The following is a 23,191-nucleotide window of genomic DNA, read 5'->3' on the forward strand; positions in this document are numbered from 1 at the left end:
CTTTCCGGTGCTCAGAGCCAGCTCGCGAACTCCAGCGACAGCTCGCCCTCCTGGCGGCGGCCGGCCGTCAGCGCCCGGGTCCCCGATTCCACCGCACGGAACAGCGTCCAGCCGTGCAGCCGCTCCCGGTCCACGTCCAGTGAATCGGCGAGCTTCCTGATCCGCCGCCGGGCCGTCACCGGGCCGCCGGGCGAGGCGATCAGGTCCTCGACGCGGTCGCGCACCAGGCGTGCCAGATCGTAGGCGCGCTCACCGACCAGCGGCTCGGGACCGACCGTCAGCCACGGCACCCGCTCGCCGGCCAGCACCTTGCTCTGGCGGAAGTTGCCGTGCAGCAGCAGGAGTTCGGGGGAACGGGCGACCAGCTCCTCGCGCGCCGCGAGTGCCGCGGAGACCAGTGGCTCCAGGCCCGGGTCGGCCGCCGCGCAGGCGCGCATCGGCTCGATGCGGCGTCCGGTCCGCTCGGTGACCGTCTCGAAACCGTGCCCGGCCGGCGGCTCGACCCACAGCCGACGCACCGTTCCCGCCGCTTCGAGCAGCGCCTTCGCCTCCGGCAGCGAGCGCAGCGACACCTCGGGATGCAGCCGCTCCAGCAGCAGTGCGCCGGGTCCGGCGGCGACGAGCCGCACCGCGCCCCAGCCGTTCCAGTGGGCCAGCGCCGCCCGCTCCAGTTCGGGCGCGGCCCCGGGCGATGCGATCTTCAGCGCGGCCGGGGTGCCGTCGGCACACGTCACCAGCAGGACCAGACTGCTGCGGCCGCCCGGGGCGGCGACCCGCTCCACGGCCGGCCCTCCGGCGGCGGACAGTGCTTCCTCGGTCAGTGCGGGAAGCCGCGCCAGCCAGTCGGCGGCGGCCGCGTCCCCGCACGACTCGCCCAGCGCCCGCACCAGACGCTGCGGCGGTTCGAAACCCATACGTGCTTTGTTCCCTTTCAGAGCTTCTTCAGTGCGTCGCGCCGGACCCGGTGGTCACATCGGCCCGTTCTTCGCACCGGACCCGGCGTTCGCGGCCGCCCCCGCCTTCGTGCCGGTGCCGTCGGCGGCCCGCTCGGCGAGCCCGGGAAAGGGTACGCCGCTGCCCCGCCACCGGACCGCGCGGATCGCGGCCTCCCGCAGTGCGTCGGCCGCCTCCCGCCTGAGCGGCCCCTCGGCGGCCCGGACGAGATCGGAGTACACGCCCGCGACCCGGTCCTCCAGTACGGCCGCCAGCCGCAGCGCCGCGGCCGGGTCCGGCACCGCGAACGGCAGAGCGTACGCGGGCTGCGCCGCCACCGGCTCACCGCCCAGCCCGCGCACCGTCCGCACCAGCGCGTCGCGCCGGGCCCGGTGCGCGTGGTAGGCGGCCGTGGCCTCGGCCCGGCGGCCCGCGGCGACCCGGCCGCCGACCACCCCGTACCCGTACACCGCCGCGTGTTCGGCAGCCAGGGCCGCCTGGGCGGCCTTCTGTGTCCCGGCGCTCATGACGAGTTCTCCTTGGCCAGTTCGGTCAGCAGATAGGCGTGGGCCGCGCCCGCCGCCGCGATCGACGCCAGCAGCCGGGCCAGCTCCGGCGGGGCCTCCAGGAGGGCCGCCAGGTGCGCGTCCGCGGCGCGGCGCTCCGCCGCGGCCAGATCCCGCAGGGCGCCCCCGGCATCGGTCGCCCGCGAACGCCCGAGGGCGAGCGACTGCCCGCCCGCCGGGACCAGCGCCTTGGCATGGGCCCGTACGGCGTCCCGCAGCGGCGAGAGCCCGGCGGCGGTCGCGGGATGGGCCCTGATCACGTGCTCGTAGCCGCCGAGCAGCTCCAGGCTGGTCCGCACTGCGGCCGCCCGGATCCGCTTCTCCGCCCGTGCCACGGAGGCCTGCTCGGCCGCGGTCGCCGCCCCGGACCGGCCGGACTCCTTCCCGCTGCCGGGCCCGTCACCGCAGCCGGCCAGCACCGCCCCCAGGGCGATCGCTCCCGTCGCGGTGAAGACACCTCTGCGCGTCGTCCCCATGCGCCGCACCTGTTCTCCTTCGGGCCTGGACCTGACTTGACTGGATCTGTCCTGAAGTGATCACCGCAGGCGAGCGTACCCGCGGCCGCGGAGCCGGCGGACGGCAACACCCCTCGGGACCGGATACCCTTTGACCTGACACGCGACGATCCCCACAACAGCACACGCGGCCGAGGAGTCACCCGGATGAGCACCACCCAGAGCGAGAGGCTGCGCGGGCTGCTCGAACCGCTCGTCAGCGCCGAACAGCTGGACCTCGAAGAGATCGAGGTGTCCCGGGCCGGCCGCCGTCGCGTGCTGCGCATCGTCGTGGACTCCGAAGAGGGCGTCGAGCTGGACGCCTGCGCCGAGCTGAGCCGCGCGATCTCCGAGAAGCTCGACGAGACCGACGCGATGGGCGAGGGCGAGTACGTCCTCGAAGTCAGTTCCCCCGGTGCCGACCGTCCGCTGACGGAGCACCGCCACTACGTACGTGCCACGGGCCGCCTGGCCAAGCTCCGTCTGCACGAGGGCGGCGAGCTGGTGGCCCGCATCCTCGCGGTGGACGAGGAGGGCCTCGACCTCGAAGTGCCGGGCGTCAAGGGCCGCAAGCCCACGTCCCGCCGGGTCGCCTTCGACGAGATCGCCAAGGCACGCGTGGAGATCGAATTCAGCCGCAAGGACAAGAAGGAAGAGGAGGCGTAGCCGTGGACATCGATGTGAAGCTCTTGAAGGGCTTGGCACAGGACAAGGAGATCCCCTTCGACGTGCTCGTCGAGGCGATCGAGTCGGCCCTCCTCATCGCCTACCACCGTACCGACGGAAGCCACCGCCGCGCGCGAGTGAAGATCGACGAGCGCGGCCATGTGACGGTGTGGGCGAAGGAGGACCCGGCCGACCTGGAGGAGGGCCAGGAGCCCAAGGAGTTCGACGACACCCCGTCCGGTTTCGGGCGGATCGCCGCGACCACCGCCAAGCAGGTCATCCTGCAGCGGCTGCGTGACGCCGAGGACGACAAGACGTTCGGTGAGTACGCGGGCCACGAGGGCGATGTCGTGACCGGCGTCGTCCAGCAGGGCAAGGACCCGAAGAACGTCCTGGTCGACATCGGCAAGCTGGAAGCGATCCTGCCGGTGCAGGAGCAGGTGCCGGGCGAGGAGTACACCCACGGCCTGCGGCTGCGTACGTACGTCGTACGGGTCGCCAAGGGTGTGCGTGGCCCGTCCGTGACGCTGTCGCGGACCCACCCCAACCTCGTGAAGAAGCTCTTCGCGCTGGAGGTGCCGGAGATCGCCGACGGTTCCGTCGAGATCTGCGCGATCGCCCGCGAGGCCGGTCACCGCACCAAGATCGCGGTCCGTTCGACCCGCTCCGGGCTGAACGCCAAGGGAGCCTGCATCGGCCCGATGGGCGGCCGGGTGCGCAATGTCATGGCCGAGCTGCACGGCGAGAAGATCGACATCGTGGACTGGTCGGACGACCCGGCCGAGATGGTCGCCAACGCACTGTCGCCCGCCCGGGTGAGTGAGGTCGAGATCGTCGACCTCGGTGCCCGGTCCGCCCGGGTCACCGTGCCGGACTACCAGCTCTCGCTGGCGATCGGCAAAGAGGGGCAGAATGCCCGCCTCGCCGCCCGTCTCACCGGCTGGCGCATCGACATCCGCCCGGACACCGAGACCGACGCCGAGCGCGACGTGGCCGACCGGGAGCGGGCCGAGCGGGCCCGCGAACGGTCCGAGCGCCGCTGACCGGTCTGCGGGAAATACGCCCGCGGGGAATACATCTGGGCGGCATGCCGCTGAGATCACGACAACATCCGTTCGATTTTTGCCCCAAAGGGGTGAGGTCGGTGCGGGGAGGTAGACTTAACCGTGTCTGGCCGGACGCACGCCCGCGCTTGCCCTGAGCGAACCTGTGTGGGATGCCGGGAGCGGGCGGCCAAGAGCGAGCTGCTGCGCATCGTCGCGGACGGGGACGCCTGTGTCCCCGATCCTCGCGGTACGCTGCCCGGCCGGGGTGCCTATGTACACCCCGCCTCCGTCTGTCTGGACCTGGCGGTTCGCCGCCGGGCCTTCCCCCGGGCCTTCAAGGCCAAGGGGCCGTTCGACCCCGCCGCAGTGCAGCGGTTCGTCGAGCGGGTGACACCGTAAGAAATGAACGGCACGGGACCCCGTGCGGTCAGGTACCTCGCGAGTTGGAAGTAGGTCGAGATTGCGATGAGCACTCGATGAGTACGCGATGAGTACGCCCATGAAGTAGCGACGGTCCGGCGGTAACCCGGACCTAAAAGGAGCGAAGTGGCTAAGGTCCGGGTATACGAACTCGCCAAGGAGTTCGGCGTCGAGAGCAAGGTCGTCATGGCCAAGCTCCAAGAACTCGGTGAATTCGTCCGTTCGGCGTCCTCGACGATCGAGGCGCCGGTTGTACGCAAGTTGACTGACGCACTGCAGGGGCCCGGCGGCAACGCCGGCAAGTCCGCTGCAAAGCCTGGCGCGCCCCGCAAGGCGACGCCCGCAAAGCCCGCAGCGCCCTCCCCGGCCGCTGCGGCACGTCCCGCTGCCCCGAAGCCCGGCGCCCCGGCCCCCAAGCCGGCCCCCGCCGCCCCGGCGAGCAGCACCCCCGCAGCGCCTTCCGCGTCGGCTCCCGGCCCGCGTCCGGGCCCGAAGCCCGCGCCCAAGCCCGCTCCGGTGACCCCGGTGCCCGCCGCCGAGTTCTCGGCTCCGGCCCAGCCCGCTGCCCCGCGTCCCACGGGTGCCACGCCCGGTCCGCGCCCCGCCCGTCCGGCCCCGGCCGGCGGTCAGCGTGACGGTGGCCAGCGCGACGGTGGCCGTGGTGGCGAGCGCGGCGACCGCCCCGCCCGCCCCTCGGGCCAGGGTGCCCCGCGCCCCGGCGCGCGTCCGGCCGGTCCTCGTCCGGGCAACAACCCCTTCACCTCCGGTGGCTCGACGGGCATGGCCCGTCCGCAGGCGCCCCGTCCCGGCGGCGCCCCGCGCCCCGGCGGCGGCCAGGACCGTCCGGGCGCCCCGCGTCCGCAGGGCGGCCCCGGTGGCGCTCCGCGACCCCAGGGCCAGGGCGGCGCCCGTCCGACTCCGGGCGGCATGCCCCGTCCGCAGGCTCCCCGTCCGGGCGGTGCCCCCGGTGGTAACCGTCCGAACCCGGGCATGATGCCGCAGCGTCCCGCTGCCGGCCCGCGTCCCGGTGGTGGCCCCGGCGGTGGCCGTGGTCCCGGTGGCGGCGGTCGTCCCGGCGGCGCAGGCCGTCCCGGTGGCGGTGGCTTCGCAGGCCGTCCGGCCGGTCCCGGTGGCGGTGGCGGCGGTTTCGCCGGCCGTCCCGGTGGCGGCGGTGGCGGTGCGGGTCGTCCCGGCGGTGGCGGCGGCTTCGGCGGTCGTCCCGGCTTCGGTGGACGTCCCGGCGGCCCCGGTGGCCGTGGTGGCACACAGGGTGCGTTCGGCCGTCCCGGCGGTCCCGCGCGCCGTGGCCGCAAGTCGAAGCGGCAGAGGCGCCAGGAGTACGAGGCCATGCAGGCCCCGTCGGTGGGCGGCGTCATGCTGCCTCGCGGCAACGGACAGTCCGTCCGGCTGTCGCGCGGTGCCTCCCTCACCGACTTCGCGGAGAAGATCAACGCCAACCCGGCGTCGCTCGTCGCCGTGATGATGAACCTCGGCGAGATGGTCACGGCGACGCAGTCCGTCTCCGACGACACCCTCAAGCTGCTCGCGGACGAGATGAACTACGTCCTCGAGATCGTCAGCCCCGAGGAGGAGGACCGCGAGCTGCTCGAGTCCTTCGACATCGAGTTCGGCGAGGACGAGGGCGGCGAAGAGGCGCTCATCCCGCGTCCGCCGGTCGTGACCGTCATGGGTCACGTCGACCACGGTAAGACCCGACTGCTGGACGCGATCCGCAAGACGAACGTCGTCGCGGGCGAGGCCGGCGGTATCACGCAGCACATCGGTGCGTACCAGGTCTCCTCCGAGGTCAACGGCGAGGACCGGAAGATCACCTTCATCGACACCCCGGGTCACGAGGCGTTCACCGCCATGCGTGCCCGTGGTGCGAAGTCCACCGACATCGCGATCCTCGTGGTGGCGGCGAACGACGGTGTGATGCCCCAGACGATCGAGGCGCTGAACCACGCCAAGGCGGCCGACGTGCCGATCGTGGTCGCGGTCAACAAGATCGACGTCGAGGGCGCCGACCCGACCAAGGTGCGCGGCCAGCTCACCGAGTTCGGTCTGGTGGCCGAGGAGTACGGCGGCGACACGATGTTCGTCGACATCTCCGCCAAGCAGGGTCTGCACATCGACCAGCTGCTGGAGGCCGTGGTCCTGACCGCGGACGCCTCGCTCGACCTGCGGGCCAACCCGGAGCAGGACGCGCAGGGTATTGCGATCGAGTCCCACCTCGACCGCGGTCGCGGTGCCGTTTCGACCGTCCTGGTCCAGCGCGGCACGCTGCGCATCGGCGACACGATGGTGGTCGGCGACGCGTACGGCCGTGTCCGGGCGATGCTCGACGACAACGGCAACAACGTCGAGGAAGCGGGTCCGTCGACCCCCGTCCTCGTGCTGGGTCTCACCAACGTCCCGGGTGCCGGCGACAACTTCCTGGTGGTCGACGAGGACCGTACGGCCCGTCAGATCGCCGAGAAGCGTGCCGCCCGTGAGCGCAACGCCAACTTCGCCCGCAAGGGTGTCCGGTTCTCCCTGGAGAACCTGGACGAGGCGCTCAAGGCCGGTCTGGTCCAGGAGCTCAACCTCATCATCAAGGGCGACGCGTCCGGTTCGGTGGAGGCTCTCGAGTCCTCGCTGCTCCAGCTCGACGTCGGCGACGAGGTCGACATCCGGGTCCTGCACCGCGGTGTGGGTGCGGTCACCGAGTCGGACATCGACCTGGCGACCGGCTCCGACGCCATCGTCATCGGCTTCAACGTCCGCGCTGCCGGGCGTGCCCAGCAGATGGCGGAGCGCGAGGGCGTCGACGTCCGCTACTACTCGGTGATCTACCAGGCCATCGAGGAGATCGAGGCGGCCCTCAAGGGCATGCTCAAGCCGGAGTACGAAGAGGTCGAGCTCGGTACGGCGGAGATCCGCGAGATCTTCCGCTCGTCCAAGCTGGGCAACATCGCCGGTGTGCTGGTCCGCTCCGGCGAGGTCAAGCGCAACACCAAGGCGCGCCTGCTGCGCGATGGCAAGGTCATCGCGGAGAACCTCAACATCTCCGGTCTGCGCCGCTTCAAGGACGACGTCACCGAGATCCGCGAAGGCTTTGAGGGCGGTATCAACCTCGGAAACTTCAACGACATCAAGATCGACGACGTCATCGCGACGTACGAGATGCGCGAGAAGCCGCGAGGCTGATCCACGGGAATTCCGGGGGGAGACCCCCGGATCTCTCCTCAACAGTCGGGGCCGGTCGACGGGTCGTATTTCCGTCGATCGGCCCCGGCCGTTCCGTGTACGGTTCTGGTGTCCCTGCCAAGCACTGGCGGGGCACGACCCCGAACCGGCGGGACATCCGGACATACATGTATGTGGGGACACTGTCCTTCGATCTGCTTCTCGGCGACGTACGGTCGTTGAAGGAGAAACGCTCCGTCGTCCGCCCGATCGTCGCCGAGCTCCAGCGCAAATACGCGGTGAGCGTGGCGGAGGTGGGCGGTCAGGATCTCCATCGCAGGGCCGAGATCGGCCTTGCCGTGGTCTCCGGGGACACCGGACACCTCACAGATGTTCTGGACCGGTGCGAGCGGCTGGTGGCCGCCCGCCCGGAAGTGGAGCTGCTGTCCGTACGACGGCGGGTACACAGCGACGAAGACGATTGAGCAAGGCGAAGAAGGAGACGGACCAGTGGCCGACAACGCGCGGGCGAAAAAGCTGGCGGACCTCATCCAGGAGGTGGTCGCCGAGAAACTGCAGCGCGGTATCAAGGACCCGCGTCTGGGTACGCACGTGACGATCACGGACACCCGGGTCACCGGTGACCTGCGGGAGGCCACGGTCTTCTACACGGTCTACGGCGACGACGAGGAGCGGGCCAGCGCCGCGGCCGGTCTGGAGAGCGCCAAGGGCATCCTGCGCTCGGCGGTCGGAGCGGCTGCGGGGACGAAGTTCACCCCCACGCTGGCCTTCGTGGCGGACGCCCTCCCGGGCAACGCCAAGGCGATCGAGGACCTCCTCGACCGGGCGCGCGCCTCGGACGCGCGGGTGCGCGAGGCGTCCTCGGGCGCCACGTACGCCGGTGGTGCCGACCCGTACCGCAAGGCGGGCGACGAGAACGACGAGGACGCCGCCTCCGAATGACATCGCAGAAAACGCCGGACGGCCTTGTCATCGTCGACAAGCCGTCCGGCTTCACTTCGCACGACGTGGTCGCCAAGATGCGCGGCATCGCCCGTACCCGCCGGGTCGGCCACGCCGGCACGCTGGACCCGATGGCGACGGGCGTTCTCGTGCTCGGTGTCGAGAAGGCCACCAAGCTGCTGGGCCATCTCGCACTGACCGAGAAGGAGTACCTCGGCACGATCCGGCTGGGCCAGAACACCATCACGGACGACGCCGAGGGCGAGATCACCTCGTCCACCGACGCCTCCGGTGTGACACGTGACGGTATCGACGCCGGGGTCGCGGCCCTGACCGGACCGATCATGCAGGTGCCGTCCAAGGTCAGCGCCATCAAGATCGACGGCAAGCGGTCCTACGCGCGGGTGCGCGGCGGCGAGGAGTTCGAGATCCCGGCCCGGCCGGTGACGATCTCGTCCTTCAACGTCTACGACGTCCGCCCCGAGGTCGCCGAGGACGGCACGCCGGTCGTCGACCTGGTCGTCTCGGTGGTCTGCTCCTCGGGCACGTACATCCGGGCGATCGCCCGGGACCTGGGCGCCGGACTCGGCGTCGGCGGGCATCTGACCGCGCTGCGGCGCACCCGGGTCGGGCCCTACGGCCTGGACGTGGCGCGGACGCTCGACCAGCACCAGCAGGAGCTGACCGTGATGCCGGTGGCCGAGGCCGCCGCCGCGGCCTTCCCCCGCTGGGACGTGGACGAGAAGCGCGCCAAGCTGCTGCTGAACGGCGTACGGCTGGACATGCCGGCCTTTCCGCCGGGACCGGTCGGCGTCTTCGGGCCCGACGGCCGGTTCCTGGTCCTCGTCGAGGAGCAGAAGGGCAAGGCCAAGAGCCTCGCCGTCTTCGCCTGACGGGCTCCGAGCACGAACGGGTCCTTCGGGATTCTCATCGTGGAGCGGGCGGGGCAGATCCCGGCGCCCGCTCCACGGTCCCCCACTTGTTCTGTCCATCGGACGCCGTTAATTCACCCCAATGGGGAGGCGCTCGGAGTGAATCAGGGGTGCATTCGGGGGCGCTTTTACTCCGAGTGGTACACGCGCTGATCACCGGACCTAACGTTCGGATCATGGGAAGCGGGGACCGGGCAGCGCTGGTACGTATCTGCGATCCGGCCGGCCGGCCGAGGGGTACCGGATTCGTCGCGGACGACCGGGGCACGGTGCTGACCAGCCATGAGGCCGTGGCCGGCGCCACCCGGTTCGTCCTGCACGGAACGGGCGGCCGTACCCGCACCGTCGAGGCCGACGACATCACCGCGCTGCCCGAGACGGATCTCGCCCTGCTGCACACCGCGGGGCCGGGCGAGCTGGGTGTGGAGCCGGTCCCGATCGCCCTGCGCGACCGGATCGACGCCGGTACGTATGTGACGATCGCCGCGCACGGCTGGCGCGAGGCCCGGGTGCTCGGCACCGCCCCCGTGACGTACACCGCGCACGGCCGCTCCCACCGGATCGGCGTGGCGCTGGAGCTGGCGCTCGGCACGGACGGCAGGGACGCCCTGCGGCTCGGCGGCGCGGCCGTGGGCGGGCCCGTCCTCGATCCGGAGAGCGGCGCGGTCATCGCCGTGCTGGGCAGTGCGCTGCGCGCCGGGCACGCGGGAGCGGGGTTCGCCGTGCCGCTCCGGGCGGCGGCGGGCAGCGAAGGCCCGCTCGGCGCCCTGCTGCGGCGCAACGCCACGAGTGTTCCCGGCTACGGACGCGATCTGAACCTCGCGGGCGCCCTGCACCTCACCGCGACCTCGCTCGGTTCGGCCCACGGTCCGGCCGCCTGCCCCGATCCGGTCGAACGCCCGGACGTCATCGAGGAGTTCACCTCCTTCGCGAGCCCGGACCGCACCGATTCCGCAGCGGACGGCCCCGCCGTCGTCCTCGCTCTCGTCGGAGCGCCGGGCACCGGCCGTACCACCGAACTGGCCGCGCTCACCGCACGCCGGGCGCGCGGCCCGGTTCCCGCGCCCACCCTCTGGCTGCGCGGCGCCGATCTGCTGGCCGACGACACCTCGGTCGCCGACGCCGTGGCCCGCGCACTGCGCCGGGCAGGAAGGATCGTCACCGCCGCCGGCGCCCGGGGCGACATGACGAGCGCCACCCCCGAGCGGGTGGCCCGGCTGGCCGGGGAGTCCGGAAGTCCCCTGCTCGTCCTGCTGGACGGCCCCGAGGAGATGCCTCCCGGGCTGGCCCACGAGCCAGCCGGGTGGATCACCGCCACCGTCGAATGGCTGCGGGGGAACGGGGCGCGGCTGGTCATCGCCTGTGGCCCCGAGTACTGGGAGACGGCCGGTGCGCTCTGCCCGGCCGGCGCGCTGCACCGCCCCGCAGAACCGGCCGGGCGGCTGCCTCCCGCAGTACCCCTGGGTGACTTCACCGCAGGCCAGGCCGGACAGGCCAAGGAGCGGTACGCCCTCCCGCCCGAGGCGCTCGTCCCCGGGCACGACCGGCACCCGCTCACCCTGGGCCTGCTCGCACAGGTGCGCGCCGCGCTGCCGGGGGACGTTGCCGGGCAGCCCGACACCGAGGAGGTCTTCGGCGCCCACCTGGACCTGATGTGCCTGCGCATCGCGGTCCGTATCGCCGCGGCGTCCGGTCCGGCGCCCGGGGGCGGCGCGGTCCGCAGGCTGGCCGCCCGGGTGGCGGGGCAGGTCCACGAGGCGGCACGGCGCTGTCTGGGCCCCGGGCAGGGCGAGCTGGACCGGGCGGCGTTCGAAGAGATCTTCCCCTGGCGCACGGGCTGGGCGTCGGCCGTCCTCACCGAGGGCCTGCTCGTCCCGGCCGGCGCCGGCTACCGCTTCGCGCACGAGGAGCTGGGGGACCGGGTGCAGGGCGCCCACCTGGACGTGGACGCGGCGCTGTACGCGCTGGTCCACCGCTGGCACGCGCAGGCGGGGCCGGGCCGCGGGCCAGGAGCCGTGGCTGCCCAGGGCCGGGTTCCGCAGCCGAGGAGACCGAGTGCGGCGACCGGGACGCGGACCCTTCCCGTACCGCGCCACCGCATCGGCCCGGTGATCCAGGCACTGCTGCTCCTGGGGCGCAGACAGGGGCCGGCCGCCCTCTCCCACCGGCTGGCCGATCTGATCGAGGCGCTGGACCGGCTGTCGACGCGGGCCGGGGCGAATCCGGGACCGTGCCACGACGCTCGCTGGTGGGCGGTCCGGCTGCTCTCGCAGACCCTGCTCCGGGTGCCCGACGCCCGGCCGTACCTCGGAGTGCTGCGGCTCCTGGCCGGCCGGGTCGTGCGCCGGGCGGCCACGGGCGCGCCGGGGGGCCCGGGGGCGTACGCCGCGTTCGGGCCGTGGTTCTGGCGGCGGCTCAGGCTGTCCGAGGCGGACCGGATCGATCTGTTCCGGCGCCTCGTCCCCGCCGACGGCCCGCCCCCCGGCGAACCGCGTGCCGACGCCGACCACTCCGGGGGCACGTGTCCCGACGGCGGCGAGCGGTTCCTGGACGCGGTGGCACGCCGTCTTGCCGAGCGGCCCCGGACCGTACAGCCACTGCTCTGCGGCTGGTTCACCGACGAGCGCCCGCTCCCCGCCGGGGACGGGGACGCGATGCGGCCGACCGTGGCCGCCGCCGCCCAGGCGCTCCTCTACGCCCGCCGGGACCTGGCCGTCGACGAGCTGACCGACGCGCTCGTCTCGACCCCCCACCCCAGGGCCGAGGAGCTGCTCGCCGCGCTCGCCGAGGACGAGCCCTCCGCGCTGTGCCGGGCCGTCCACCGCTGGGCCCACGACGAGGACCGCCGCGACCTCCGCACCGCCGCCGCCTCGTACGCGCTGATCACCTCGGCACACGCCACCCTCGACGCCGACCGCGAGCTGCTGCGCGGATCCGCCCTGGCTCTGCTGGCCCGCCCGGCGGACACCACCCTGCACGGGGCCGCGCTCGCCTTCCTCGTACAGGATCCGAGGACCCGGGACCGGTACCTCCCGCAGGCGCTGCGGGCCTTCGTGGCGGGGGAGTCCGGGCCGTCCGCGGAAGCGCTCGCCGTCGCGCTGCCCACCCACCCGGAGCCGGTGCTCGCCGCGTTCCGGGAGCGGCTCACCCGGCCGGACGACGGGGCGGGTGAGGTGTTGTGCTCACTGGCCGGGATCGACGCCCCCGCCCTCGCCCTGCACACCGCCGGGCTGGTGCGCGCCTACATCGACAGCCACCCGGACGACGCCGTGCACCCGGCCTCGTACATTGACCGGAGACTGGAGCGCGGCCCCGCCGCCCGCGCTCTGCTGCTGCCGCTGGTGACCGGGCTGCTGCGGGACCGTCCCGTCCCGCCGCCGGTACGCGGAGCGCTCGCCGGAGTGCTCGCGGCGCCCGGGAGCCCCGCCTCCGGGCCGCTGCGGGAGCAGCTGCTGGAGGTCCTGCTGGATTTCGAGCAGGAGGCCCATCGGGATCCTGCTGTGCTCGACGCGCTCCTGCGGGCCGCCGCGGCCGGCTCCGGCGGGCGCGCTCCCGCCCGCACCCGCGCCCTGGTCCACCGCACCGGGACCCTGCTGGTCCGGACCCCCGAGGGCGCGGCCCGCTTCGACCGCCGGCTGGTCGAATGCGCCCGTGACGTGCCCGGATTCGCCGTCCTGATCAGCGGGTGGCTGACCGGAGCCCCGCAGGAATGGGCGGCGCTCGTCGGCCCGAGCGCACGGCGGACGGTGGAGGCGCTGGGCAGTGCGAAGGCGATGCCGATGCAGGCCGCGCGGCGTGAGCATGGCAGTCTTAGACCTGCGTAAGAGGTAAACCCACGTACACAGGTTCGGGTGAGGAGCGGTCAGAGTGCAGCGCTGGCGTGGCTTGGAGGACATCCCCCAGGACTGGGGACGCAGCGTCGTCACCATCGGCTCCTATGACGGGGTGCACCGCGGGCACCAGCTGATCATCGGGCGCGCCGTGGAGCGCGCCCGCGAGCTGGGCGTGCCGTCGGTCGTGGTGACCTTCGACCCGCATCCCAGCGAGGTCGTACGGCCCGGCAGCCACCCGCCGCTGCTCGCCCCGCACCACCGGCGCGCCGAGCTGATGGCGGAGCTGGGGGTGGACGCGGTGCTCATCCTGCCGTTCACCAGCGAGTTCTCGAAGCTGGCGCCGGCCGACTTCATCGTGAAGGTGCTCGTCGACAAGCTGCACGCGCAGCTGGTCATCGAGGGGCCGAACTTCCGCTTCGGCCACAAGGCCGCCGGGAACGTGCAGCTGCTCGCCGAATTCGGTGAGACCTACGACTACCGCGTCGAGGTCATCGATCTGTACGTGAGTGGCGAGGCGGGCGGTGGCGAGCCGTTCTCCTCCACCCTCACCCGGCGGCTGGTGGCCGAGGGCGATGTCGCGGGCGCCGCCGAGATCCTGGGCCGCCCGCACCGGGTCGAGGGCATCGTGGTCCGCGGCGCGCAGCGCGGCCGTGAGCTCGGCTTCCCCACGGCAAACGTGGAGACCCTGCCGCACACCGCGATCCCCGCCGACGGCGTCTACGCGGGCTGGCTGAACGTGAGCGGCGAGGCGATGCCCGCCGCGATCTCGGTCGGCACGAACCCGCAGTTCGACGGCACGGAGCGGACGGTGGAGGCGTACGCGATCGACCGCGTCGGCCTCGATCTGTACGGGCTCCATGTCGCGGTGGACTTCCTGGCGTATGTGCGCGGGATGTTGAGGTTCGACTCGATCGACGACCTGCTCGTGGCGATGGCCGCCGATGTGAAGCGGTGCGGCGAACTGATCTCCGCGTACGAGCGCGACTGAACCGGCACGCGTACGTACCGGGCACGGCTGAACCGTCACGCGCAGGAACGGTCCTGGTCCAACCTGCACGCGTACGTACCGGGCGCGGCTGAACCGTCACATGCGGGAACGGGTGCGGCCGAACCCCGCCTCGGATACACCGGGGCCGGAACCGTTTCGACGGTTCCGGCCCCGTGTCGTCGCACCTGCCGCCTGCTAGGCGCGGGCCTTCGCGGCCGCGACCGCCCAGTGGCACGCCACCTGGGTCTGCCCGCCGCCCGCGAGCACCGGCAGATCCTTCGTACGGCAGTCCTCCGCGACGCCCGCCCGTTCCGCCTCGCCCGAGGCCAGCACCTGGCAGCGGGCGTGGAACCGGCAGCCGGACGGCACCCGGGACGGGTCCGGCGGCTCACCGGTCAGGATCACCGGCTCCGCACCGGACTCCGGAAGCACCGACAACAGCGCCTGGGTGTAAGGATGCTGAGGGGCCGTCAGGATCTCCTCCACCTTGCCCGTCTCCACGATCCGGCCGAGGTACATCACCGCGACCCGGTCCGCGATGTTCCACGCCAGCCCGAGGTCGTGCGTGACCACCAGCGCGGACAGACCCAGCTCCTCCCGCAGCCGCAGCAGCAGGGCCAGGATCTCGCCGCGCACCGAGGCGTCCAGCGAGGCCACCGGCTCGTCGGCCACGATCAGCTCGGGCTCCAGGACCAGCGCGCCCGCGATCACGACCCGCTGACGCTGACCGCCGGACAGCTCGTGCGGATACCGCAGGAAGAACCGCTCCGGGGGCCGCAGCCCGGCCCGGGACAGCGCCCCGGCCACCGCCTCCCGCTCGTCCCCGGCGTACCCGTGGATCCGCAGCCCCTCGGCGACGGCGTCGTACACCGTGTGCCTCGGGTTGAGCGAGCCGCTGGGGTCCTGGAGCACCAGCTGGACCCGCTTGCGATAGGTCTTCAGCGCCCGGCTCGCGTAGTCGAGCGGCTCGCCGCCGAAGGTGACCTGCCCGGACGTCGGCGGGACCAGGCCCAGCAGCGAGCGCGCCAGCGTCGTCTTGCCGCAGCCGGACTCGCCGACCAGCGCGACGATCTCGCCGGGCCGGATGTCCAGGTCGACACTGTCCACGGCACGCGCCGGGGCGGCCCCGCGCCGGCCGGGGAAGGTGACCTTCATCCCCTCGGCGCTGAGCAGGGGAGTGGTGGTGCTCATGGTGTGCTCCTTGCTTCCTCGGCGCCCGGCCCGGCCGGGGCCGCGACCGCCCCCGGCTCCACCAGCACACAGGCGGCCCGCCGCTCCGGCCCCGCGTCCCGCAGCTCCTGGTCCTCGGTGGTGCAGGACTCCAGGGCCACCGGGCAGCGCGGGTGGAAGGTGCAGCCGCCGGGCAGCGCCGACGGGTCCGGCGGATCGCCGGGCAGCCCGCGGGGCGCGAACCGGGAGGCCGGGTCGCCGATGCGCGGGAACGCGCCGGACAGGGCCTTGCCGTACGGGTGGTGCGCGTTCTCGTAGACCTCGGACGCCGGGCCCTCCTCGACGACCCGGCCCGCATACATCACCGCGAGCCGGTCGCAGGTGTCCGAGAGCACCGCGAGGTCATGGCTGATCATGATCAGGCCGAGATCCTGCTCGGACACCAGCTGCTCGATCAGCCGCAGGATCTGGGCCTGGATCATCACATCGAGAGCCGTGGTCGGCTCGTCCGCGATGATCAGTCCCGGGTCGCAGGCGAGCGCCATCGCAATCATCACGCGCTGCCGCTGCCCGCCGGAGAGCTCGTGCGGATAGGCAAAGGCGCGGGCGGCGGGCAGCCCCACCTGCTCCAGCAGCTCGCCGGCCTTCTTCGCCGCACCGGCCTGCGTGGCCTTCCTGTGCAGCAGGATCGGTTCGGCGATCTGGTCCCCGATGCGGTGCACCGCGTTGAGCGAGTGCATCGCGCCCTGGAAGACGATCGACGCGCCCGCCCAGCGCACCGCCCGGACCTGGCCCCACTTCATGGCGAGGACGTCCTCGCCGTTCAGCAGGATCTCGCCGGAGACCTTCGTGCCGGCGGGCAGCAGCCGCAGCAGCGCGAGGGCCAGCGTCGACTTCCCGCAGCCGGACTCACCGGCGATGCCGAGCTTCTGCCCCGCGTCGACCGCGAGGTTCACGCCACGGACGGCCTGTGCTCCGCCGGCGTACGTCACCGTGAGGTCCCGTACGTCGAGAAGCGGCGTCTTCCGGATGCTCGTCGTGCTCAACGGGCCACCCCCAGCTTGGGATTGAGGACGGACTCGATGGCGCGTCCGCACAGCGTGAACGCCAGGGCCACCACGGCGATGGCGATGCCGGGCGGTGCCAGGTACCACCAGTGGCCCGCGCTGACCGCGCCCGCCTCGCGGGCGTCCTGGAGCATGCCGCCCCAGGAGGTGGTGGTCGGGTCGCTGAGACCGAGGAAGGCCAGGGTGGCCTCGGTGAGGATCGCGCTGGAGATCACCAGCGTGGTCTGCGCGAGCACCAGCGGCATCACGTTCGGCAGCACATGGCGGACCATGATGTGTCCATGGCCGCCGCCCAGTGCGCGGGCGCGCTCGATGTACGGGCGGGATTCCACGGCGAGCGTCTGGGCCCGGACCAGCCGGGCCGTGGTCGGCCAGGTCGTGACCCCGATCGCGATGATGACCGTCCACATCGAGCGGTCCATCACCGTGGCGAGCGCGATGGCCAGGACCAGGGTCGGCATCACCAGGAACCAGTCGGTGATCCGCATCAGGACCGTCGAGTACCAGCCGTGGAAGTGGCCCGCGACGATGCCGACGACCGTACCGATGGCGACGCACAGGAACGCCGCGAGCAGGCCGACCGTCAGCGACACCCGGGTGCCCCACACCAGCAGTGCCAGCACGCTGCGGCCGAACTGGTCGGTGCCGAGAGGGAATTCACCGCTCGGCGACTCCAGCGCGCCACCGGGGGCGCCGGTGACGCTCTGCGAGTCGGCGCCGACGAGCTGCGGCGCGAACAGGGCGACCAGCGCGATCAGGGCGAGCGCCGCCAGCCCCCACAGTCCGCTCCGGTGTCCGCGGTACTCCCGCCAGAAGCGGGCGATGGACCGGCGCTTGCGCGCGCGGGCCAGGGCGCGCGGATTCTGCGCGGTCTCCGCCTTCGTGGGCGTGGGCATGGATTCGGTCGTCATCGGCCCACCCGGGGATCGAGCAGCGGATAGAGCACATCGGCAAGGGTGTTCGCCAGGATCACCGCGGTGGCGAAGACGAAGAACAGCCCCTGCACGAGCGGGAGATCGGGCACGCTGAGCGCCTGGTAGAAGAGGCCGCCGAGGCCCGGCCAGGAGAACACCGTCTCGACCAGGATCTGTCCGGCGACCACATGCCCGAGGTTCACGAACATCAGCGTGAAGGTCGGCAGCATCGCGTTCGGCACGGCGTGCTTGCGGCGCACGACGTCGTCCCGCAGCCCCTTCGCGCGGGCCGTCGTCAGATAGTCGCTGCCCATCTCGTCGAGCAGCGAGGAGCGCATCACCAGGAGCGTCTGCGCGTACCCGACCGCGACCAGTGTGATCACCGGCAGGACCAGATGGTGCGCCACGTCGAGGACGTAGGCGAACCCGGTCTCGTTGCCCGACTCCAGACCGCCCGTCGGGAACATCCCGGGGATCGGTCCGATGCCCACCGCGAAGACGATGATCAGGAGCAGGCCCAGCCAGAACGACGGCACCGAGTAGAGCGTGAGCGCGAACGCGGTGTTGAAGCGGTCGCTCATGGAGCCGTTGCGCCAGGCGGTCCGGGTGCCGAGCCAGATGCCGAGCGCGGTGTAGAGGACGTACGACGTGCCGGTGAGCAGCAGGGTCGCCGGAAGCGCCTCGGTGATCTTGTCGATGACCGGCGCGTGGAACTGGAAGGAGGTGCCGAAGTCGCCCGTGAGGGCGTCTCCCACGTACGACGTGAACTGCTGCCACATCGGCTGGTCGAGGCCGAACTGATGCCGAAGCGACTGGAGTTGTTCGGCAGAAACGGGGCGGCCGCCCGTCATCTGCTTCACCGGGTCGCTGGGAATGAGCCGGAAGAGGAAGAAGCTGGTGACCAGCACGGCGAAGAGCGAGACCGCCGCTCCCGCGATCTTGGTCGCCACGTATTGGAGGTATGCCTTGGTGTTGCGCGCCCGTGGACCGTGGGCGGCCGACGGGCCGGACTGAGCCGGGCCGTCGGTGTCCGCGTCCGCGATCTGCACGAGCGCCGGAGTGCTGTCAGCTGTCATGGGGAACTCTCGTTACTCGTGCTGCACGTGGAGGGGCCGGCCGGTGAGTTGCGCGTTCACCGGCCGGTCTCTCTCGACCCGTCCGAGTGGTTATTCGCGGTCGTCCGCCGTGTTGCGGCGGCGCATCGCGATGAACAGCCCGCCACCGGCGAGCACCACGACCACCACGATGATGCCGATGACGACGCCGGTCGAGTTCGACCCGCCGGAGCCGTCCGAACTGCCGCCGGACGCAGGAGCGGCGGACCACCAGCTCCAGTACCCGTCCTGGCCGTAGATGTTGCCGGCCGCCTCGGGCATGGTCGTGATCGACTTGATCTGGTCGGTGCGGTACGCCTCGACCGCGTTCGGGTACGCGATGACGTTCATGTACCCGGAGTCGTAGAGCCACGACTGCATCTGGTTGACGATCTCGGCCCGCTTGGCCGGGTCGTACTCGGCGAGCTGCTTCTTGTAGAGCTCGTCGTACTTCTTGTCGCAGATGAAGTTGTCGGTGGAGGCGCTGTCCTTCGCCTTGGCAGGCAGCGCGGCGCAGGTGTGGATGCCGAGGACGAAGTCGGGGTCCGGGTTGACGGACCAGCCGTCGAAGGCGAGGTCGTACTCACCCGCGTACCAGGGCACCGAGACGTCGTCGAGGCAGTCGACCTTCAGGCCGATGCCGAGCTTGCCCCACCACTCCTTGAGGTACTTGCCGATCGCCTTGTCGTTCGGGTCGGTGGCGTGGCACAGGATGCGCAGGTCGAGCGGCTTGCCGTCCTTGCCGACCCGCTGGTCGCCCTTGAGCTCGTAGCCCGCCTCGTCGAGCAGCTCGGCCGCCTTGGCCGGGTCGTACGCCAGACTCTGCTCGGCGGTCGGCTGCCAGTGGTACGCGGAGAAGCGCGGCGGGATGTAGCCCTGGCCCTCGACGGCGTGACCCTGGAAGACCTTGTCGATGATGGTCTTGCGGTCGATGGAGAGGAAGAGGGCCTGGCGCACCTTCTGGTCGAGAAGGGCCTTGTTGCCGTTGCCGAACTTCTTGCCGTCCTTGGTCTGCGCGCCCGGGTTGGTGGCCAGCGCGAAGAAGCGGCGGCCCGGACCCTCGTTGACCTTGACGTTCTTCTCGCCCTTGAGGGAGGCGGCCTGGGCGGGCGTCAGCGCGGGGGAGCCGGCGACGAAGGAGACCTCGCCCTTGCGCAGCGCGGCGACCGCGGCGTCCTGGTCCTTGTACGTCTTGAAGACCAGCTCGTCGAACTTGGGCTTGCCGCGCCAGAAGTCCTTGTTGGCCTTGAGCTTCACATACTGGTCGACCTTGTAGTCGGTCAGGATGAACGGCCCGTTCCCGACGATCGGAAACGTCTTGTCGTTGTTGAACTTGGAGAAGTCACCGACCTTCTCCCAGACGTGCTTGGGCACTATCGGCACATCGAGTGCCGCCATGGTGGCCTGCGGCTGCTTGAGCTCGATGACCAGCTGCGTGGGGCTGGGAGCCGTCACCTTCTTGAAGTTCGCGACGAAGTTGCCGTTGGCCTGCGCGGCGCCCTCGTCGGTCATCATCTTGTTGAACGTCCAGGCCGCGTCCTCGGCGGTGGCCTGCTGCCCGTCCGACCACTTGGAGTCGGACCGGATGGTGTACGTCCAGGTCAACTTGTCCGCGGACGGCTCCCACTTGGTGGCGAGACCGGGGACCGCGTGGTTGTCCTTGGGGTCGTAGTTGGTGAGGAAGTCGTACATGAGCCGGCTGATGCTTGTGCTCATCAGCTTCTGAGCGAGGAACGGGCTCAGGGAGTCGACGCTCTGTGCGACGGCGACGGTCAGCGTCGACTTGCCGCCGTCGGCGGCCTGCGCCTGCTGCGGCGCGGCGCCGAGCGGCACACCGGGAACGATGGACCCGGCGGCCAGCGCCAGTGCGGCGGCACCGGAGGCCAGGAGGACACGCAGACGTGAGCGTGGCTGGGCGGAGCGTGGTGGAACTCTTTCGACCATGGTCAGGGACCTCGCGTCATGACTCGCACGGAGAAGGCGGGTTGATCTCTGGTTCGCCAGCTGGTGAAGCGAAGGTTTATCAGCGGGGGTCGAGCCACGTCAACGGTCATCGAAACGGCGTGTGGTCTGCGGGAATGCGCGAAGGGTCCGCACCGTGGAGACGGTGCGGACCCTCATTGGTTGAGACCTCTGACGCCTTACTGCTGAGGCGCTGACGGCGGCTGCTGCGGCCATCCCGTGGGCGGGACGGGCCCCTGGTGCTCGGGCGGCACCGGCAGGCCGGGCTGACCAGGCGGGGCGGGCTGCTGCTGGGGCGGCTGCGGGCCGGCCGGGCCTGCGGCGGACGGGGTCTGCGGGGGCAACGGCTGCTGCCAGCCGTTCTGCCCGGTCCCGGGACCGGGCTGCGGGGGCTGCTGGCCGCCATAAGGCTGCTGCTGCGGGTACCCCTGCTGCGGGGCGTACTGCTGCTGGCCGGGCATCGGCGGGGCGTACTGCGGCGGCGGGTTGGAGCCGTTGGAGGTCCAGAGTCCCTGCTGCTGCTGGGCGCGGGCGAAGTCCTCGGCGACCATCGCGGAGAGGTTGAAGTACGCCTCGCGGGTCTTGGGTCGCATCATGTCGAGGTCGACCTCGGCGCCGGCCGCCAGATGCTCGTCGAACGGGACGACCACCACGCCGCGGCAGCGCGTCTCGAAGTGCTGCACGATGTCGTCGACCTTGATCATCTTGCCGGTCTCGCGGACCCCCGAGATGACGGTGATGGAGCGCTGCACGAGCTCCGCGTATCCGTGCGCCGAGAGCCAGTCCAGGGTGGTGGACGCGCTGGACGCGCCGTCGACCGACGGCGTCGAGATGATGATCAGCTGGTCGGCGAGGTCCAGCACCCCGCGCATCGCGCTGTAGAGCAGGCCGGTGCCCGAGTCGGTGAGGATGATCGGGTACTGCTTGCCCAGCACGTCGATCGCGCGCCGGTAGTCTTCGTCGTTGAACGTCGTGGAGACCGCCGGGTCCACGTCGTTGGCGATGATCTCCAGGCCGGAGGGCGCCTGCGAGGTGAACCGGCGGATGTCCATGTACGAGTTGAGGTACGGGATCGCCTGGACCAGGTCACGGATGGTGGCGCCGGTCTCGCGGCGCACCCGGCGGCCGAGCGTGCCCGCGTCCGGGTTGGCGTCGATGGCGAGGATCTTGTCCTGCCGCTCGGTGGCCAGGGTCGCTCCGAGGGCGGTGGTCGTCGTGGTCTTGCCGACGCCGCCCTTGAGGCTGATGACCGCGATCCGGTAGCAGGACAGCACGGGCGTACGGATCAGGTCGAGCTTGCGCTGCCGCTCGGCCTCCTCCTTCTTGCCGCCCAGCTTGAAGCGGGACGCCCCGGAGGGGTTGCGGCTGCTCTTCGCCTTCTGCTTGCCCCGGACCAGGCGGTCGGAGGAGAGCTCCACGGCGGCCGTGTATCCGAGCGGGGCGCCGGGCACGGAACGCTCGCGCTGGTCGTGGGTGACGGGGGTGGGCCAGGCGCCCCCGGTGCGGGGGTCGACGGGCTGACCCGGCTGACCCGGCTGGCCCTGCGGCTGTTGCGGCTGCTGGGGCTGGGCGGGCTGCTGCGGGGTGACCTGGGCGGGCAGGCTGGGCGTGGGCTGGGCGGGCGGCTGGGGCGTCTGCGGTGCCTGGGGCCCGGTGGGGGCCTGCGGCGGCAGCGGGGCGCTCTGCTGCGCGGGCCACTGAGGTGTCTGGGACTGCTGGGGCGGCTGCGGTGCCTGAGGCTGCTGGGGCGCCTGCGGGAAGCCGTAGCCGCCCTGGGCCGGTGTCTGCTGGGCCGGGGGAGCGGGTTGTTGCGGGAAGCCGTAGCCGCCCTGGGCCGGTGTCTGCTGGGCCGCGGGGGCGGGTTGTTGCGGGAAGCCGTAGCCGCCCTGGGCCGGTGTCTGCTGGGCCGGGGGAGCGGGCTGCTGCGGGAAGCCGTAGCCGCTCGGGGGCTGCTGAGGTGCCTGCGGCTGCTGCGGCTGGGCTGCCCCGGCCTGCGGGAATCCGTAACCGCCGGGCGTCTGACCGGTCGGGCCGGGCGCGGGCCACTGCGGAGCCGGCTGCGGCGCGGCGGGCTGGAAGGCGGGCGGCAGCGGCGGCAGGCCACCCTGCGGGGGCGCCGGGGGCCAGGGATTCGACGTGGCGGGCGCCGGAGCGCTCTGCGATGCCTGGCCGGGCGCCGCGTCCTGGGGCGCCGCATCCGGCACGGCGTCGGACGGGGCGGAGTCCTGCGGCCCGTCGGCGGCACCGCCCGGGGCATCCGCCCGGGCCTCGGGGACGGAGTCCGTGACGGCGGCGCCGTCGGACTCACCGGCGGGTGCGTCCGCCGCCTGCGCGGAGCCGGAAGCAGGCGCCCCGCCCCCGCCCGTACCACCGGCAGAGCCCGCCGCGGGACCCGAGCCCGAAGCCGCAACCGGGTCCTCCCCGGCCGCCTCCGCCGAACCCCCCTCGATCTGCGCGATCTGCCGCTTCAGCGCGGCCGGGGAGAACCGCATGGTCGAGCCGCTCTCCACATCGCCGCTCCCGGACGTGTCCGGCGCGCCGCCGGAATCCCCCGCGCCCGCCGTGGGGCGGGACGGGGCGTCACCGGCCGCGGACTGGGCGGGAATGGGGGCCGGGGCGGGGGCCGGCGCCGGGGCGGGCGCGGGCGGTGCCGGAGTCCAGTCGGAGTCGAACCCGCCGCCGGTCGGCGGCGCGGGCGCGGGCACGGACACCGGCGCACCGCTGGGCGGCGGAGGCGGCGCCAGATGCGTTCCGGCACCGCCCGACGAGTCCCCCGGCGCGTTCTGCGTGTACCAGGCGGGCGGGGTGTAGTCGATGGTGAACTCACCCGTCATCTCGGCGGGCTCCGCGTCGGACGACTCGTCGACGGGCTTGTTCCAGCCCCCGCGGATCTCGTCCCGATCGCCGTTCACTTTGCCTCCTGGTGTGGTCGAGCACCCTTGTGCCGTAGTGGGTGGGGGCGACCGTTTCCGTCT

18 protein-coding genes are annotated in these 23,191 nt (G+C 72.3%); 9 read left to right on the forward strand and 9 right to left on the reverse strand.

All coding sequences use genetic code 11. The annotated features are described in order from the left end of the window. Positions 1-11 precede the first annotated feature (11 nt). The 3 genes from IE107_RS23470 to IE107_RS23480 are packed head-to-tail and all read right to left on the reverse strand — an operon-like array spanning position 12 to position 1,984. Positions 12-914, reverse strand: coding sequence for an aminoglycoside phosphotransferase family protein (locus tag IE107_RS23470; protein WP_189545966.1), 903 nt, complete (start codon positions 912-914; stop codon positions 12-14). A 54-nt stretch (positions 915-968) separates the two neighbouring features. Continuing rightward, positions 969-1,460 carry a ferritin-like domain-containing protein gene (locus IE107_RS23475; RefSeq protein ID WP_189545968.1) on the reverse strand — a complete coding sequence of 164 codons (492 nt, stop codon included), beginning with the start codon at positions 1,458-1,460 and terminating at the stop codon, positions 969-971. Then, complete coding sequence (locus IE107_RS23480; protein WP_189545970.1) at positions 1,457-1,984, reverse strand: hypothetical protein; 528 nt, start codon at positions 1,982-1,984, stop codon at positions 1,457-1,459. Before IE107_RS23480 ends, IE107_RS23475 begins: the two co-directional genes overlap by 4 nt. Before the next feature lie 177 nt (positions 1,985-2,161). Here IE107_RS23480 and rimP point away from each other — a divergent pair, with 177 nt between their 5' ends. The 9 genes from rimP (at position 2,162) to IE107_RS23525 (ending at position 14,009) form a co-directional block, all read left to right on the forward strand. Beyond that, a complete protein-coding gene (rimP, locus tag IE107_RS23485; protein ID WP_189545972.1) occupies positions 2,162-2,659 on the forward strand; it encodes a ribosome maturation factor RimP in 498 nt (165 codons plus the stop codon). Between the two features lie 2 nt (positions 2,660-2,661). Then, positions 2,662-3,702: a transcription termination factor NusA gene (gene nusA / locus IE107_RS23490; RefSeq protein WP_189545974.1), complete on the forward strand. Its 1,041-nt coding sequence runs from the start codon at positions 2,662-2,664 to the stop codon at positions 3,700-3,702. 123 nt (positions 3,703-3,825) lie between these two features. Next, complete coding sequence (locus tag IE107_RS23495) at positions 3,826-4,104, forward strand: YlxR family protein (protein WP_072489326.1); 279 nt, start codon at positions 3,826-3,828, stop codon at positions 4,102-4,104. A 147-nt stretch (positions 4,105-4,251) separates the two neighbouring features. After that, on the forward strand, positions 4,252-7,314 hold the full coding sequence (infB, locus tag IE107_RS23500; protein WP_189545976.1) for a translation initiation factor IF-2: 3,063 nt from the start codon (positions 4,252-4,254) through the stop codon (positions 7,312-7,314). Between the two features lie 167 nt (positions 7,315-7,481). After that, complete coding sequence (locus IE107_RS23505) at positions 7,482-7,778, forward strand: DUF503 domain-containing protein (protein ID WP_189545978.1); 297 nt, start codon at positions 7,482-7,484, stop codon at positions 7,776-7,778. Positions 7,779-7,803: 25 nt separating this feature from the next. Next, positions 7,804-8,256 (forward strand): 30S ribosome-binding factor RbfA, encoded by a 453-nt coding sequence (rbfA, locus tag IE107_RS23510; RefSeq protein ID WP_189545980.1) that lies wholly within the window; start codon positions 7,804-7,806, stop codon positions 8,254-8,256. Then, a complete protein-coding gene (truB, locus tag IE107_RS23515) occupies positions 8,253-9,149 on the forward strand; it encodes a tRNA pseudouridine(55) synthase TruB (RefSeq protein ID WP_189545982.1) in 897 nt (298 codons plus the stop codon). Before rbfA ends, truB begins: the two co-directional genes overlap by 4 nt. Before the next feature lie 215 nt (positions 9,150-9,364). Next, positions 9,365-13,012, forward strand: coding sequence for a S1 family peptidase (locus IE107_RS23520; protein WP_189545984.1), 3,648 nt, complete (start codon positions 9,365-9,367; stop codon positions 13,010-13,012). Positions 13,013-13,055: 43 nt separating this feature from the next. After that, positions 13,056-14,009 (forward strand): bifunctional riboflavin kinase/FAD synthetase, encoded by a 954-nt coding sequence (locus IE107_RS23525; protein WP_189545986.1) that lies wholly within the window; start codon positions 13,056-13,058, stop codon positions 14,007-14,009. A 195-nt stretch (positions 14,010-14,204) separates the two neighbouring features. Here the strand turns inward: IE107_RS23525 and IE107_RS23530 are convergent, their stop codons facing one another. The 6 genes from IE107_RS23530 to IE107_RS23555 form a co-directional block, all read right to left on the reverse strand. Further along, a complete protein-coding gene (locus IE107_RS23530; protein ID WP_189545988.1) occupies positions 14,205-15,200 on the reverse strand; it encodes an oligopeptide/dipeptide ABC transporter ATP-binding protein in 996 nt (331 codons plus the stop codon). After that, positions 15,197-16,225, reverse strand: a complete 1,029-nt coding sequence (locus IE107_RS23535; protein WP_189545990.1) for an ABC transporter ATP-binding protein — start codon at positions 16,223-16,225, stop codon at positions 15,197-15,199. Before IE107_RS23535 ends, IE107_RS23530 begins: the two co-directional genes overlap by 4 nt. Further along, on the reverse strand, positions 16,222-17,157 hold the full coding sequence (locus IE107_RS23540) for an ABC transporter permease (protein ID WP_189545992.1): 936 nt from the start codon (positions 17,155-17,157) through the stop codon (positions 16,222-16,224). The genes IE107_RS23535 and IE107_RS23540 overlap by 4 nt, the downstream gene beginning before the upstream one ends. Next, positions 17,154-18,236: an ABC transporter permease gene (locus tag IE107_RS23545; protein WP_189545994.1), complete on the reverse strand. Its 1,083-nt coding sequence runs from the start codon at positions 18,234-18,236 to the stop codon at positions 17,154-17,156. The genes IE107_RS23540 and IE107_RS23545 overlap by 4 nt, the downstream gene beginning before the upstream one ends. Before the next feature lie 90 nt (positions 18,237-18,326). Then, positions 18,327-20,198, reverse strand: coding sequence for an ABC transporter substrate-binding protein (locus tag IE107_RS23550; protein WP_189545996.1), 1,872 nt, complete (start codon positions 20,196-20,198; stop codon positions 18,327-18,329). Positions 20,199-20,395: 197 nt separating this feature from the next. Beyond that, the gene (locus IE107_RS23555; RefSeq protein ID WP_189545998.1) at positions 20,396-23,128 is read right to left on the reverse strand and encodes an SCO5717 family growth-regulating ATPase; all 2,733 of its coding nucleotides are present in this window, start codon (positions 23,126-23,128) and stop codon (positions 20,396-20,398) included. Positions 23,129-23,191: the final 63 nt, after the last annotated feature.

Origin of the sequence: Streptomyces gelaticus, from assembly GCF_014649535.1 — a bacterium.
GTDB classification, from domain to species: Bacteria; Actinomycetota; Actinomycetes; order Streptomycetales; family Streptomycetaceae; genus Streptomyces; species Streptomyces gelaticus.